The following is a 14,713-nucleotide window of genomic DNA, read 5'->3' as shown; positions in this document are numbered from 1 at the left end:
TGACCGGCTACCCGACCGGTATGCCTCCCGGCCGCGGTGGTTTCCTTCCCCTACCGCGGCCCTCGAAAATGCTTCCCTCAGGCAGCAAGCACCTGCGCCGTCCGCTCGTCGGTGATCAGCCCGTTCAGCAGCCCGCTTTCCAGCACGGCGCGGATTGCGCGCGCCTTGATCCTGCCGCCGGCAACCGCCACGGTGCGGCGATTCTTCAAGTCCTCCCGGCCGAGCGTGAAGGTGCGGTTGGAAAGCGCCGTCTCGACCGGCCGGCCCTTCTCGTCGAAGAAGTGCCCAAGCAGTTCACCCATGGCGCCGCTCTTCTGGATGTCCTCGATTTCGCTCATCTCGATCATGCCGGTCGCAACCAGCGATGCCTCGCGCTCGGCCGTACCTATGCCGACCATCAGGAGATCGGCCGATTTCGCCAGTTCGAAGACCTCGCGAACGCCGCGCTGGCTGAAGAGCACGTCGCGGTCCTCCACCGTGTTGGCGAAGAACGGCACCGGCATCACATAGGCTTCGGCACCGGTGCGTTCCGCCAGGCGGTGGATCACGTCATGCGGATTGGCCGAGAACTTGCGGGTCAGGCCGCCAAGCAGAGAGACGAAGCGCGTGTTGTTGCTGGCGGTGCGCGGCAGGTATTCGACGCAGGCGGCAAGCGTCCGCCCGTGGCCGACGCCGATCAGCGCCGTCTCGCCGCGCTCGATCTCGCGCCTCAGAAACTGCGCGCCCGAGATACCGAGCGCCTTCAGCGGCAGGTCGTCGCTGTCGAAATCCGGAACCACCTCGCAATAATCGAGGCCATAGCGCCCGGCAAGTTTCTGTTCGAGCTCGACGCATTCGGAGACGTCGCCGTCGATATAGACCTTTACCAGGCCTTCCTGGTTGGCCTTCATGATCAACCGATGCGCCTTCAGCGAGGTCAGGCCCAAACGCTTGGCGACTTCCGCCTGCGTCAATCCGCCGGCGTAGTGCAGCCAGGCCGCTCGCGTCGCCATGCTTACTTCATCATCCCGAACCGCCGTTCCGCCGGTGATTGCCATCGCCTCCATCCAATTGCTGCGCCGCGTGATATTTTTTGCATCGCATGATATTTTTATCGCGCATTGAAAGAAATTTCATGTTCTGCAAAAAATGTCAACAGTCGGCCGGTTGCAGGACCCTTCACGAAGGCTCGTCGAAGATGGAAACAGCGAATGCGCTGGAGAAGAAGAATTGCAGGGCTTAGGGGAAGCCCGCCGCACGTTCTCGCCGGAGAGGGTCAAACTATCGCGGACAGGAGGGCGGGCAGTACTACACTGACGAGCGAAACGTCGCCAACGGACGACACGCCGAAGCGGTGTCGCCCGCCGAAATGGATCAGCTTTCCGCGGTAATTGCTGATCGTTAACGAGCCGCGCGGAAATCGTCATTCCCGAAGCGTTTCGCGGACACGGTCCCTGGCGGCGTCGTGCGCTTCCAGGGCGACATTCCCCGTCTGGTCCAACAGGTCCTGTGCCGTCCCGATCGCCTCGCCAACCGCAGCATTTGCCTTCGCGGCGAGGTTGCTGCGCATTTCGTCCGCCGCTTCGCCCATGGCTTCATCCTCGGTCTCGGTGTGCGGCAGTGTGGCTCCGATCGCCGCGCCGACGGCGAAGGCAAGCGCCCCGCCGACCAACGGCTGATCGCGGAAATGCTGGAGAATCAGCGCATTCAAACGCGCACCCTGATCTTCGAGCGATCGGCCGGTGGACTGCATGCTGCCGGCAAAAGACCTGCCGGTTTCCGCAATGGAGTCGGACATGCGGCTTGCCGAGGCACTCATCTGGCGCCACGTCCTCGACGCCCAACCGGAGGCTTCGTCGAACATGGCCCCGGTCTCGTCCCGTATGTCTTCGATCTGCTTGCCGGCCGCGTCGGCAAAGCCACGATAGACCTTGCCGCTCTTATCAACGAAGTGTCCGGCACGACGCCCGGCGGCATCCGTGATCGCCCTGAAGCGATTATCGCTTTCATCGGCAAAATGACTGTACCGCTCGCCGAAGCTCTCCTCGACCGGACCGATACGTTTCACGGAACCTTTCACAGGCGCGAGCGGATACTCCTCCGCAGCGTTGTCCGAGAACCGTGGAGCGCGGGAGCCCGGATTGGCAAGCAGCCAGGCGAGGCTCACCCCCATCAGCGCAACGGGGATGGGGTTCGCCTTGAGCGCCACGCCGAGATTGCTCAGATATTCGGCGCCGCCGCTCGTCTTGGCATAGTCGAGCACCTCGTCCATCAGTTGGCCGGGCGACATACGCTCCTGGATGGCGTGCAGCTTTTCCTCGATCCGCTGGCGGTCGGCCTCGATCTCGCGCTGCAGTTCGGCGGCCGAGTGCGTGTGGGAATAATCGTTCATTGCACTCTCTCCTTCACAACGTCGATGTCGCGCTGCAGGGAACTGGCGGTTCTGTCGAACTTGAAGCTGCTGCCTCGCAATGCCGAGAGACTTCGGGCGATCATTGCCCAGGCGAGGAGCGCGATTGCGACGCCTATGATGACAGCAGCCAAGGCATCGGAGTTCGGCTCGGTCATGCCCTGTGCGACGAGAAAGGCGGCCAAGCCCTGGACGGCCGCACTCAACAGCACGCCGATCGCACCGATTGCGAAGATCAAGCCGATGAGAAGCGTCTCCAGGCTGCCTATCGCCCGGTTGACATTCTCGGAGGCCTCGGCCTTGGCCAGATCGATTTCCTTGCGAAAGAGTCCAGATATATCCGCCACCAGGCCGGTCATAAGCTCCGACAGGGGGCGGTCGTCCCGATGATTAGCCATTGCGCCGTTCCTCCTCAAAATTCCACCCGCTTTCACTTGTTCGGGTGCTTCCCGATGGCGAGGACGAAGACGGTTGGGAAACGGGCCGCCTGCTGCGGCGATGAGCCGAGGCCGTCAGGAAGCGGCTGGCCGCCAATCCGGCGATCGCCGCCATGCCCAGAAAGGCGAGCGGCTGTTTCCGGCCGAAGTCTTCCGCCATCCCGGCAATATCGCCGAGATCACGCCCCTCGAGGTCGCGCGCCAAACCCTGAAGTGAACCGCCCATCTGCTTGGCATATCGGCCGAGCGCCCGTTGATCCGACTGTTCGAGCTCGCCGCCGACTTTCTCAAGGGCGGTCGCGACGCCGCTGAGTTGGCGTGCCGCCAGATTCTTCTCGTCCTCGATGGCGAGGCTGACAGCTTCCTTGGCTTCTTCCGTCCGCTCATCGGCAAATTGCCGGAGTTCATTCAGGTCCTCACGGACGGCCTGCTGCAGGGAACGATCCATGCCGCTCTCGCCTTCCCTTGTTCCCGCGTCTGGCTGCCGGCCGGCATCTTCCGGCGTCGTTGCGGGCCAACCGGGTTGGTCGGTCGGGCGACGGTCGCCTATCTCATTGTTCATGTTTGCTCCTCCCATGGCGGAATGACTGTTTATGTCATTCAAACCAGCCACTTGCGGGCTTGTTCCATGGCGGCGGAGCGAGCTGAGCAATCACGCGCCTCTTCCACCCAGTGCCGCTGTCGCGCACTGGCCATCTGTTGGCTAAGATAAGCCGAAGTCCCCGTGCTCCTACAGCGCCGTGCGTCTTTTCAGACGCACTAAGGACGCTGTTTGAACCACTGCATGTTTTGATCGTTAAATCGGTTACGATTTAAGGAAACATGCAGTGGGCCCGCTTATTTCCCGGGCTCGCAGTTCCGGGGAACGAAGCGGTCGCGATGACGCTGATGTCCGGCGCCCCGTTTTCTGGCTGGGGACCAGCCGGTCACCCGAAGCTCGCTTCAAGATGAGCTGTCACCATGGCGCGGCATGGCCGCACGACAACGCAGTGATCGTGCGCGACCTGCCGCGCTACGGTTACCGCCGGCAGGCGCCTCTACTGCATGTCTCCTTATATCGACCTCGATTTAAGGACAAAGACATGCGGCAATTCAAAGTGTTACAGCGACCTTTGCGTGCTTCATCAGAGTACACGACAGTAGCGTATTTGGGCTTGGCTAATGCTCTTTCGCCCTCATCCCTGTGCTTGTCACAGGGATCCAGCAGCGCCGTGTCCGCGGCGCGAAAGAGACTTTGCAGCCCAAGGACTTGGGCTGGCTAGATTCCTGTGCCGAGCACAGGAAGGAGAGACGAGAAGCCCTCCGTACCGCAACCGACGTCGTGTAGTGTGGCGCCTGATAAGGCGCGCGGCGCCGTAGGGCGGTTTTCCGCGCCCGCGCACCCAGGGCCCGATCTTCCATCCGGTCGCTTGCCCCCCCAGGAACGGGTTGCCGCGGCGCCCTTGTCGCTGATCCAGTCCTGTCTCGGAATCGCGTTCCACAGAGGCAGATGCAGATCGCTTTCGACACACCCTACCGACCCGATTTCTATCGAGGAGCTCGAAAATCAGGAACTTGCGGATCGGCTCGGCTTCCGTCGACGTTGCCGCGCGTCTCTTCAGACGCGCAAGCGACGGATGAGACGCGATCAGCGCGTGCGTGCCACTCTCTTCGGCGAGGGCAGAAGGCCTTCGCGCTGCAGTTTCTTGCGGGCAAGCTTGCGCGTGCGGCGAACGGCCTCGGCCTTTTCGCGAGCGCGTTTTTCGGAGGGCTTTTCGTAGGCGCTGCGCATCTTCATTTCGCGGAAGACGCCTTCGCGTTGCATCTTCTTCTTGAGAACGCGGAGAGCTTGGTCGACATTATTATCTCTGACGAGGACCTGCAAAATATATCCTTTCCGTGTTGATCTACGACATGTCCCCTCGGGCAAACCGAAGGAGGGTAATTTCAAAACACTGCGGCGACCTCTGCGGGGACTAGAGAACACCTGCTGAGGGCGGTCATTTCACTTGGCTGTCCTGACGCGCAACGGTTTAAGCCAGGGCTTGCCATCGACAGTTGCCGCCGGACTGTGCGCCCTGGCCGGCAAGGCCGTTTCCGCAGCATCGATATCGTGTTCGAAGATGCGACGTTCAAAGGTCTCGGTACCGAAGCGGATGCGATACTGCGCTTCTCCGTGTTCGGCGGCGGGCAGGATGCCGACGATGCGGCAGGACCTGTCGGCGGCCAGCATCCGCAAAAGGTCGGCCTTCAGCACAACCGTATCGCCGACGCTGTAGGTATTCCGGCTCATCGCCATCTCCTTCGTCTGCGCCCCTTCCGGTGGCACAAGCAAAAAAGGCCGGGCGTTACCCCGACCTCCTCTTGAGCGCCGCGCATCCCTTCAGACGCGCAACTGCGCTCTGTCATTCAAGCGCTCCCTGCCAGTACATCCGTGGTCAGCGGAGGCGAATGACAAATCATGCAGCCCGCAGATTGTCTGCCGAGCTCTTGCCGGACCTGTTGTCGCGGACGATATCGTAGGTCACCTTCTGGCCCTCGACGAGCGAGCGCAATCCGGCTCGTTCAACGGCAGAGATATGGACGAACACGTCAGTCGAGCCGTCATCGGGCTGAATGAAGCCGAAGCCCTTGGTGCTGTTGAACCACTTTACGGTACCTGAACTCATAACGATTTCCTTTCAACGGTAGAGATTACGAGCGAGTACTCGCCCGATTTGATCGATATTTGAAAGGAAATCTGGCGAAGCGCCTCGGCGCGTAGACAAAGGTCACAAGCAATGTTCGACGGGGTATATATAGACGCCGCTTCGAGATATGCAATGGAAAAACCAAATTTAATGGCGAAAATGGTCCGAGCCACTCTAGAAGTTGCATCCAAGCCGCTGTTTTGATTGGAATATATTGCCTCTGGAGACAGAGCAGCTGGCGAATGCGTCGCGCCTCGCCCTTTGCGCTCAGCCGGCGCCGGCCTGCAGCCGGTTCGCTTCGCCACGTGAAAGCAGCGTCTCGATCTGGCGGGCAACGAAAACCGCATGCTCGGTCACCTGGGGCAGTCCCATCAATTCGCCGAAAGTGCCGCGCGCCAGCGGTCCGGCAATGAAGAGGGTGGGATCCACCCGCCCGTTCTCGTCAACGGCGCGAGCGTGGAGATCGCAGGCGATCCCAAGGCCGGTTTGACAAAGGGTGAGCGCGCCCGCTCTTTCGAGTCCCGACAGGAAGGACTGCGACTTCAGTATCTCGCCATGGGCGGGGCCAGTGGTCACGACGATCGCGTCCACGACAATGCTGCGCAACGCGTCGCGGCCCCGCTGCCTGAGTTCCGCTTTGATCTCTCCGCCATCGATCGCCACCGACGCGATCGACGCGGCAAGAATTTCAAGCCGGCCGTTCTCGACCGCCTGATCCAGCACGGTTTCGACCTGCGGCGCTATGCGGAAACGATGCACGTCCCAATAGGCGCGCGCCAACCGGGCGATCCGACGCCGCTCGACGATCGGCAAGGCCTGCCAGATCTGCTGGCCCTGTGCCCGCACCGCATGATAACGGGGTGCCAGCTCAGTCCCTGTTGCCGGGCGATCCGCAGCGTCTGGCGGATGCGGCGAAGCAGTTCGGATGCGCGGGTGATCGGGACGGAGACGAAGTCGCCAAACGGCTCCTGGGCGTCGACCGGATGGCCGCGGGACCGCAAGCCGTGCCGCGATATGGAAACGATCGGCCCGCGGTGGCCTCTTTCCGCAAGTGCGGCGACCACATCCGCCGCCGTCAGACCATTGCCGACGATGAGGACGCGATCCGTCTGCGCGATGCCGTCCAGCGCGTCGGCCCTGGTCGAATCGGCGACCACTCTCGGAGAGGACGAAAGCGGCAGCAACGCCTTTGGCAGCGACGGAGCCGGATGGGTGACCGCGAGCACGACGATGTCGGCGACAAATGCCTCGCCATCCTCCGAACGAAGCGTCCACCGGCCTTTCGAGCGGGTGACCTTGCGCACCCGTTTGTGCCGGTGTTCGATTGCCCCGCTGGCGAGACGAGGGGCGAGTTCGGCCGCGACATAGTCGCCGAACACCGATCGCCGTGGATAGGCGGTGCCCCCGGCGCTGCAGGCGCCCGGATCGGCGGCGAGGATATCGGCCCGGATTAGATACTCGGCAAAGTCTTCCGGCTCGTCCGGATAGAGGGTCATCTTGAAGGCGGGGACATTGATGCGGTGGGCCGGCTCGGCTGTGTCATAGGCAAGGCCGGCACCAAGCCTTGCGCGCGGTTCGAAGACGACGATGCGGACCCGTCGCTCCGCGCCGAGAATGCGCGTGAGATGCAGCGCGACGGCGGCGCCGCTGAAGCCGCCTCCAATGATCGCCACAACCGGCACAGGCGCGAATTTACGCATGGCGCACTCCCGCAATTCTCCAGCGCTCGAGGCTCGGGTTGGACAAAGCTAGGGGTCCGCTGCACGGCCGGCGCAATCCAAGCCTCGCATGCGCTGCGATCGAAGGAAAGAAGTCGCACGCCCTATCCAAAAATGAGATTCATTTATCTCTAGTAAATTGATGGATTAAATAATCTTAACTGAAGTCCATAGCCCACGACACTTCAGGAGAGGAAAATGACGATCCATCGCAGAACCTTCGCAGCACGCGCCGCCGGCGCGGCCATGGCCCTCGCGCTCCCCACTTCCGCGGCATTCTCGGCGGACGTGACGCTCAACATCGGCTATCAACCGATCGTCGAACCGTCGCGCGTTCCGCAGGCCGACGGCACCTATGAGAAGGCCACCGGTGCCAAGATCAACTGGCAGAAATTCGACGGCGGCGCCGATGTCGTCGCGGCAATCGCCTCAGGCTCCCTAGACATCGGCTATGTCGGTTCTTCGCCGCTCGCCGCGGCCGCCAGCCGTGAGCTGCCGGTCGAAACCATTGCGCTCGTCGGCCTGATCAGCGAGGCCGAGGCTCTCGCGGTGCGCGGCATCGACAAGCCGGAACAGCTCACCGGCAAGAAGATTGCCACACCCTTCGTCTCGACCGCCCACTACAGCCTGCTGACCGCCCTGAAACACTGGAACGTCGATCCGAAATCCGTCGAGATCCTCAACCTGCGCCCGCCGGAGATTGCCGCCGCCTGGTCGCGCGGCGATATCGACGGCGCATATGTCTGGGATCCGGTGCTCGCCGAAATCAAGAAGACCGGCACGGTCCTGGCGACGTCGGCCGAGGTCGGCAATTGGGGCGGCCCGACCTTCGACGCCTGGATCGTCAGCAAGACGTTCGCCGAGGCGCATCCGGACGTCGTCGCGGCTTTCGTCAAGGTGACCGGCGATGCGACGGCCGCCTATCGCGCCAATCCCGAGGCCTGGGACGCCAAGTCACCCGAGGCAGAGAAGATCGCCCGGCTGACCGGCGCCAAGCAGGACGAGGTCGCGGCACTCCTCAAGGGCTACACCTTCCCGACACTCGAAGAACAGGCCGGCACCGATCTCCTCGGCGGCGGCACGGTAAAGGCAGTCGCCGCGACCGCAGCCTTCCTCAAGGAGCAGGGCAAGATCCCGGCGGTGCTGGCGGACTACGGCGCCTATGTCTCACCGCGTTGGGTGAAGGACGCAGCCAAGCTCTCCTTCTGAGGCATGGCACAACCCGACGAAGCAGCCGCCCCTGGACTGCGTCGTCGCAATTTCAAGGAGGGAGCCATGAGCCAATTATCGTTCAACGAGGTCAGCCTCATCTATCCGGCGCGCGGCCGCCATTGCGCGGCGCAACTGGTGCTGGACCGGATCAATCTCTCCGTGTCGACCGGCGAGTTCGTCGTCGTCATCGGCCGGTCGGGATCCGGCAAGACGAGCCTCCTCAATCTGGCGGCGGGCTTCCAGGAGCCAAGCGAAGGGAAAGTGACGCTCGACGGCAAGATCATCGAGGGGCCGGGTACGGAACGCGCGGTCGTCTTCCAGGACGACGCCCTCTATCCGTGGCTCGACGCCCGCGACAACGTCGCCTTTCCTCTGAAAATCAAAGGCATGGGCGAGCGCGACCGACGCGCCCGGGGCGACGAATTGCTTGAGCTCGTCGGCCTTCCCGAGGCCGGGCAGCGCCGAATCTGGGAGCTTTCCGGGGGCATGCGCCAGCGCGTCGGCATCGCCCGGGCGCTCGCCGCCGAACCCCGTTTCCTCCTGCTCGACGAGCCGCTCGGCGCGCTTGATGCCCTGACGCGCAGCAGGCTGCAGATCTTTCTCCTGGACGTCTGGAGGAAGAGCCGCTCCGGTGCCCTTCTGATCACCCACAGCATCGACGAGGCGCTTCTCCTTGCCACCCGCATCGTGGTCCTGTCTCCCAATCCGGGCAGGCTCGCCGCCGATATCCCGAGCAGCTTTGCCGCCGACATTCTCGCCGGGGCGCCGGCAGTCGAAGTGCGCGCCTCGCCGGCTTTCAAACGCATGCATGACGGCCTGACTGGCCTGATCCAAGCCGTCAGCCCGGAAGAGGAGCTTGCCGCATGACACTGATAACCGACCTGACCGCCTTCTATGGCTACGATATCACTGCAGAGACGCGCGAGCCGACACGACCGCCCGTCCGAAGAAGACAGGTGCCGGTTTCGCTGATCTCGCTCCTGACGGTGATCAGCCTCTTGATGATCTGGACGGCCGCCGCCGCGGCCGAGCTCGTCTCGCCCGTCTTCCTGCCCTCCCCGGCCGTCGTCGCGACGTCACTCTGGAACCTCCTCACGGTCGGCTTCGTCGACTCGACCCTTGCGCAACAGGTGCTCGCCAGCCTTAGGCGCGTGCTTGGCGCGCTTGGCGTCGCCGTGGTGATCGGTGTCCCCGCCGGGCTTGCGATCGGCACGAGCCGCATCGGCAGGGGGATTCTCGACCCGATCGTCGAATTCCTGAGGCCGTTGCCGCCCCTGGCCTATCTGCCGCTGATCATCATCTGGTTCGCCATCGGCGAAGCCTCCAAGGTGACCGTCATCGCGCTGTCGATGCTGCCGTCGATTGTCATCTCGACGGCGGCCGGCGTCCGCGCGGTGTCGAAGGACCACATCAACGCCGCCCGTGCCTTCGGCGCCACCAGGCGCCAGGTGACGCTGCACGTCGTCCTGCGCTCCGCCCTGCCATCGATCCTGACCGGAACACGAATCGCCCTCGGCACCGGCTGGTCGGCCCTGGTCGCGGCGGAACTGGTCGCCGCCACGCGCGGCCTCGGCTTCATGATCCAGTCGGCGGCCCAGTTCCTGGTCACCGATGTGGTGATCGCCGGCATCGCCGTCATCGCCCTGATCGCCATATTGCTCGAGATCGCCGCGCGCGCCCTTGAAAAATGGCTGGCGCCATGGGCTTCGGCACATTGAGCGCCGGCCAGATAACAAGGCACGGCGAACGACCGGGCTATTCCAGCAAGGTCGTGGCGATTGCGCTGGCGACGGTCTGCGCCTGGACCCGGATGTCCGGCACCGCCGTGATCTCCCAGAACTGGCCGGCTGTCAAAGCGCTGACCGCATAGAGGCCGGGCTGCGGTTCGCCCGTTCCGCCGAGGACGCGCGAATCTCCGTCGACGGAAAGGCCGAGACCGAGCGCGTCCTTTGTGATCAAGCCTTGCCGCTGCATTTGCTTGAGCAGCGGCGAATGGGCGACGCCGGCGCGCTCCATGCCGGTGCAGTTGACGATCCAGTCCGCGTTGAAGGAAAGGTGCCGGCCGCTTTGCCTCTCCCTATCGCTGACCGACACGCCGCGTGCGTCCTCCTCGATCGCCTCGAGGAAGCCGGCGTGTACGGCGACGATGCCGTCCTTCCGCAAGGCATCGAAGCGCAATGCGACTTCCGCGGCGATACGGTGGCGATGGACGTTCCACCAGGCAAGCCCGTGGCGCAGGAACCGGGCGCGCTGATCTTGCGTGAGTGACTGCCAAAGCCTCTGCGTGATCGGCCGCAGGCCATCCATCAGGCCGCGCCAGTCGACGCCGCCGCCGACCTGCCGGCGAAAACCGGCAAGCAAGCCACTGATGTCGCGCGATCGGGCAAGCTCCGGTTCGATCGGCGGCGAACGCTCGCCGGCGGGCGCATGCGGCCGGGGCAAGAGCCCGCGGCGCGACAGCACGCGGATCAGACCGCGATGGCCGTGGACCCTCAGCGCCAGCACCTGATCGATCATCGTCAATCCCGAGCCGAGGATGCAGATCCTGTCGCCCCCGCCAACCTTGGAAAGCCAGCTCAGCCGCCAGGGATTACGGATAATCCGCTTTTCGGCGCCCGCATCGATTTTCCCGCGTTCGAGGGGCAGGTCGGCATTGCCGACCCCGAGGCAGAGGACCACGTTGCGGGCCCCGAGCCTGGCGCCATTGTCGAGATGAAAGACGACCCCCGTGTCGCTGCATTGGATGCAATTCGTCGCCTTGGCCTTGATGAAATCGAAGCTGGCCCGTCGATCCTCGTCGCGCAACAGAGAAGCGAGCCGGTCGCGCAGATAGAGGCCGTAGTCGCCGCGCGTGGCGAAACCGTCGGCTGACGTCTGCCGCTGATGCTCCTCGAGCCATCGGACGAAATCGTCCGGTTGCTCCGGAAAGACGCTCATGCGGCCGGCGGGTACGTTCAGTCGGTGGACATAGAATTCGGTTCGATAGGCGGTGCCCCTGCCGAAGCCGGGATCGTCGCCGACCACCGCTGTCGAGGCGGAACGCGGCAGCAGGCGGAGGAGGTGGATCGTGACGGCGATTGCCGAGAATCCCGAACCGACGACAGCGACATCGTAGAGCAAAAGCGCCTCCTGATGGTTGCCGCCGGCGCGAACACTCTTGCCGCGCCGATGCAAGCATGACCGGCGAAGCAGATTATATCTACAGAAAATATCAAATTAAAGACTGGCTTGAATCTGACCTTTCAGAGCGAACCTGCCGAAGCTAGCGCGCCAGCCATCCGCCGTCGATGGCGAGAACCTGCCCGGTGACATAGCCGCTTGCCGGAGAAGCAAAGAACAGGACGGCGGTGTCGAGGTCGCTAGGCTCGCCCCAGCGGCCGGAAGGAATTCGCTCGAGAATGGCACGATAGCGGTCCGGATCGTTACGCAGCGCTTCCGTGTTGTCGGTCGCCATATAGCCCGGTGCGATCGCGTTGACCGTAATGCCCTTGGCGGCCAGCTCGTTGGCCATCAGCTTGGTGAGCCCCGCCACGGCATGTTTGGAGGCCGTATAGGAGGCGACGCGGATTCCACCCTGGAAGGAGAGCAGCGAGGCGATGTTGACGATCCGCCCCTTGATGCCGCGTTCGAGCATATGCCGGACGACCGCTTGCGAGAGCACGAAGGTGCTCTTCAGGTTGATGTTGAGGACGTCGTCCCAATCCTCTTCCGTGAAATCGGTGAAGTCGGACCGGCGAATCTGACCGGCATTGTTGATCAGGATGTCAACCGCCGCGCCGTCTTCGACGAGGCCGGCGAACATCTCCGCAATGCCGCTCGGGTCGCGCAGATCGTAAACGACCTCTTCGAACCGCCTTCCGAGTGCCTCGACTGCACGACGCGTCTCGGGCATTTCCTGCGACCCCAGCCCGATGATGTCGGCGCCAGCCGAAGCAAGCGCCAGAGCCAGGCCCTGCCCCAGGCCGGTGCGCGCCCCGGTGACCAGCGCACGCTTTCCGGAGAGGTCGAAAAGGCCGGCGCCAGCGGTCATCGGATATCTCCCATCGGCACGAAGTCCATGTCCTTGAAGGACTTGTTGTCGCCGGCCATGCTCCAGATGAAGGCATAGGACGAGGTTCCGGCGCCGCAATGAACCGACCAGGGCGGCGAGATGACCGCCTGCTCGTTCCGGACGATCAGATGACCCGTCGCTTCCGGCCGCCCCATCAGGTGGACTACGAAAGCATCCTTCGGCACTTCGAAATAGAGATAGGCCTCCATGCGCCGGTCATGCGTGTGCGCCGGCATCGTGTTCCAGACGCTGCCCGGTTCGAGACGCGTCATCCCCATCAGCAACTGGCAGCTCTCAACGACATCCGGATGGATATATTGGTAGAGCGTCCGCTTGTTCGAGGTCTGCCCGTCGCCGAGGTTGAGCTCGATCGCTTCCGCCTTGCGGATATGCCGGGCCGGAAAGGCGGCATGCGCCGGTGCGCTGTTGATATAGAACTTGGCGGGCGCCGCAGGATCGGCGCTCTCGAAGGAAATGTTCCTGGTCCCCATGCCGAGATAGAGCGCGTCCTGGAAGCCGACTTCGAAAACCGCGTCGTCCGCCCGCACGATCCCTGCGCCGCCGATGTTGATCAGCCCCATTTCCCGTCGTTCCAGCAGGAATTCCCCGCCGACGACGCGGGACATACCCTCGCCCAAGGTGATTGCGTCCCGCTCCGGCATCACTCCGATAAGGAGCAACCGGTCGTAATGCGTGTAGACGGCGTTCGCGCTCCCCGGCGTAAACAGTTCTTCGATCATGAAGTTCTGCCGCAACTCGCTTCCGGTCATCGCTTCCGACTGCGTATAGTGAACCGCGTGGCGGACAGTTATGGACGATTGCATGGCTTTCCTCTTATTGCTTTGAGCGCGAGAGACGACGTGCCCGCGATCAGGCACGTCGTCCAGCCTGGGAGGCTTGATGAGATTGGCGGCTTACTGCGTCGCCCGTGCCTCGTTGATCTTGCGGACGTCGTCCTCCAGGACCTTGTAGGTTTCCTCGAGCGACAGTTCGCCGACGATCAGCTGGCTCATGCGCTGCACGATCTGCTGGTACATCGCCGACCCACCCTTCTGGCGCTCGAAGTCGCGCGCCGCCTGCGGCACGTTCTTCTTGTTGTCCAGGAATACCGCCATGGCGGACTTGGCGTTCTCGCTGGAAAGCTTGTACTGCGGGTCCTTGATGTCGGCGCCGGTCAGGATGACGTAGTTTTCGGCAATTTCCCGCTGGATCTTCTCTGAGCCGAGGAATTCGATGAACTCGGCCACCGCCTCGGGATGCTTGGTCCGCTTGAAGCCGACGATCGCCGTGGCACCGGGCATGGCGTAGCATCCGGCCTCGCCGCAGGGCGCGTTGATCGCCGTCCAATCGAAGGCATCGCCGATCTTCGTCTGGAACGGATTGACCATCCAGTTGCCGGCCAGATAGGTCACGACATTACCGTTGACGAACTCGTCACCCATGTTCTTGTACTGCGATCCGCCGGCCGCGCCCCACATCTCCTTGGGGAAGGAGCCATCCTGGGTCCAGGAATAGACGTCGGCGATGTATTTCTTCGCCGCCTCGTCCGGGAAGCTGAACTTGCCGTCCTTCACATAGGTCGAACCGTAGGAGAAGGCCGCACCCGAGAAGCGGTGGCCGGAGCGGTCCATGGTGAACGGCACCTGGACGCCCGTCGCCTTAGCGACCCGAGCCGAGGCCTCGACGATTTCCTTCAGCGTCGCCTTCGGTCCGGGCAGCGGCTCGCCGGCCTGCTCGAACAGCGTCTTGTTGACGAAGGGGAGGTTGAGCGTCTGCGACGCCACATAGCCGTTGATGGAGTTCGGCTCGTTGATGTTCGGCAGGCGGAGCTGCTCGAGGCTGGCGCCGTGGAGCTTGGCGTAAGCCTCCGGATCCTTCATGTAGGGGCGCATATCCAGGTAATAGGGCGCAAGCTGCCAGTCGGTGATCTTGGCGAGATCGGGACCTTCGCCGACCGCAAGCTGCACCGGCAGCTGCTTGGCAACAGCGTCATAGCCGGACGAAACGAAATTGACCTTCACGTCTGGATGGGTGCTCTCGAACTCCTTGCTGAGTTCGGCCATGCGCTGGACATAGCCCTGGTCGTCATCGGTGAACAGGAAGGTGATCGTCTTGGTTTCGGCATGAGCCGCGCCCACTCCGACAAAACCGGCGAATACCAGTGCACCTACGCCTGAAAAGAGCTTCGACATGCGCATTCCTCCTCATGAAAACATTTTCACAAACCGAACCGGAGC

At 63.1% G+C, this 14,713-nt stretch carries 14 protein-coding genes and 1 pseudogene; 3 read left to right on the top strand and 12 right to left on the bottom strand.

The annotated features are described in order from the left end of the window. Window positions 1–77: 77 nt before the first annotated feature. The 8 genes and pseudogenes from N181_RS19875 to N181_RS19840 all read right to left on the bottom strand — a co-directional run bounded on the left by N181_RS19875 (window position 78) and on the right by N181_RS19840 (window position 7,195). Entirely contained in the window at window positions 78–1,037 is a 960-nt protein-coding gene (locus N181_RS19875; protein ID WP_037393170.1) for a sugar-binding transcriptional regulator, read from the bottom strand. Window positions 1,038–1,402: 365 nt separating this feature from the next. Further along, window positions 1,403–2,371: a DUF3618 domain-containing protein gene (locus tag N181_RS19870; protein ID WP_037428918.1), complete on the bottom strand. Its 969-nt coding sequence runs from the start codon at window positions 2,369–2,371 to the stop codon at window positions 1,403–1,405. Next, on the bottom strand, window positions 2,368–2,787 hold the full coding sequence (locus N181_RS19865) for a phage holin family protein (RefSeq protein WP_014331585.1): 420 nt from the start codon (window positions 2,785–2,787) through the stop codon (window positions 2,368–2,370). Before N181_RS19865 ends, N181_RS19870 begins: the two co-directional genes overlap by 4 nt. After that, window positions 2,780–3,388: a hypothetical protein gene (locus N181_RS19860; protein ID WP_037393158.1), complete on the bottom strand. Its 609-nt coding sequence runs from the start codon at window positions 3,386–3,388 to the stop codon at window positions 2,780–2,782. The genes N181_RS19865 and N181_RS19860 overlap by 8 nt, the downstream gene beginning before the upstream one ends. Before the next feature lie 1,065 nt (window positions 3,389–4,453). Beyond that, complete coding sequence (gene rpsU, locus N181_RS19855) at window positions 4,454–4,690, bottom strand: 30S ribosomal protein S21 (RefSeq protein ID WP_014331582.1); 237 nt, start codon at window positions 4,688–4,690, stop codon at window positions 4,454–4,456. Window positions 4,691–4,810: 120 nt separating this feature from the next. Continuing rightward, entirely contained in the window at window positions 4,811–5,098 is a 288-nt protein-coding gene (locus N181_RS19850; protein WP_037393172.1) for a hypothetical protein, read from the bottom strand. Window positions 5,099–5,264: 166 nt separating this feature from the next. Continuing rightward, window positions 5,265–5,474, bottom strand: a complete 210-nt coding sequence (locus N181_RS19845; RefSeq protein WP_014331580.1) for a cold-shock protein — start codon at window positions 5,472–5,474, stop codon at window positions 5,265–5,267. Window positions 5,475–5,762: 288 nt separating this feature from the next. Beyond that, window positions 5,763–7,195, bottom strand: a pseudogene (locus N181_RS19840) (FAD/NAD(P)-binding protein). A 216-nt stretch (window positions 7,196–7,411) separates the two neighbouring features. On the opposite strand from N181_RS19840, the gene tauA reads away from it, so the two are divergent. The 3 genes from tauA (at window position 7,412) to N181_RS19825 (ending at window position 10,143) form a co-directional block, all read left to right on the top strand. Further along, a complete protein-coding gene (gene tauA / locus N181_RS19835; protein WP_037428913.1) occupies window positions 7,412–8,422 on the top strand; it encodes a taurine ABC transporter substrate-binding protein in 1,011 nt (336 codons plus the stop codon). Between the two features lie 66 nt (window positions 8,423–8,488). Further along, complete coding sequence (locus tag N181_RS19830; RefSeq protein WP_037434824.1) at window positions 8,489–9,292, top strand: taurine ABC transporter ATP-binding protein; 804 nt, start codon at window positions 8,489–8,491, stop codon at window positions 9,290–9,292. Continuing rightward, on the top strand, window positions 9,289–10,143 hold the full coding sequence (locus tag N181_RS19825) for an ABC transporter permease subunit (RefSeq protein WP_037434827.1): 855 nt from the start codon (window positions 9,289–9,291) through the stop codon (window positions 10,141–10,143). Before N181_RS19830 ends, N181_RS19825 begins: the two co-directional genes overlap by 4 nt. Window positions 10,144–10,180: 37 nt before the next feature. Here the strand turns inward: N181_RS19825 and N181_RS19820 are convergent, their stop codons facing one another. The 4 genes from N181_RS19820 to N181_RS19805 form a co-directional block, all read right to left on the bottom strand. After that, on the bottom strand, window positions 10,181–11,545 hold the full coding sequence (locus tag N181_RS19820; RefSeq protein ID WP_037428905.1) for an FAD/NAD(P)-binding protein: 1,365 nt from the start codon (window positions 11,543–11,545) through the stop codon (window positions 10,181–10,183). A 142-nt stretch (window positions 11,546–11,687) separates the two neighbouring features. Further along, window positions 11,688–12,455, bottom strand: a complete 768-nt coding sequence (kduD, locus tag N181_RS19815) for a 2-dehydro-3-deoxy-D-gluconate 5-dehydrogenase KduD (RefSeq protein WP_037428894.1) — start codon at window positions 12,453–12,455, stop codon at window positions 11,688–11,690. Further along, window positions 12,452–13,300 carry a 5-dehydro-4-deoxy-D-glucuronate isomerase gene (gene kduI, locus N181_RS19810; protein WP_037393180.1) on the bottom strand — a complete coding sequence of 283 codons (849 nt, stop codon included), beginning with the start codon at window positions 13,298–13,300 and terminating at the stop codon, window positions 12,452–12,454. The genes kduD and kduI overlap by 4 nt, the downstream gene beginning before the upstream one ends. Window positions 13,301–13,390: 90 nt before the next feature. Further along, the gene (locus tag N181_RS19805) at window positions 13,391–14,668 is read right to left on the bottom strand and encodes an ABC transporter substrate-binding protein (protein WP_037393181.1); all 1,278 of its coding nucleotides are present in this window, start codon (window positions 14,666–14,668) and stop codon (window positions 13,391–13,393) included. Window positions 14,669–14,713 lie beyond the last annotated feature (45 nt).

This window comes from Sinorhizobium fredii USDA 205 (genome assembly GCF_001461695.1).
Classification (GTDB): Bacteria; Pseudomonadota; Alphaproteobacteria; order Rhizobiales; family Rhizobiaceae; genus Sinorhizobium; species Sinorhizobium fredii.
This window is presented reverse-complemented; position numbering and strand designations above follow the sequence as displayed.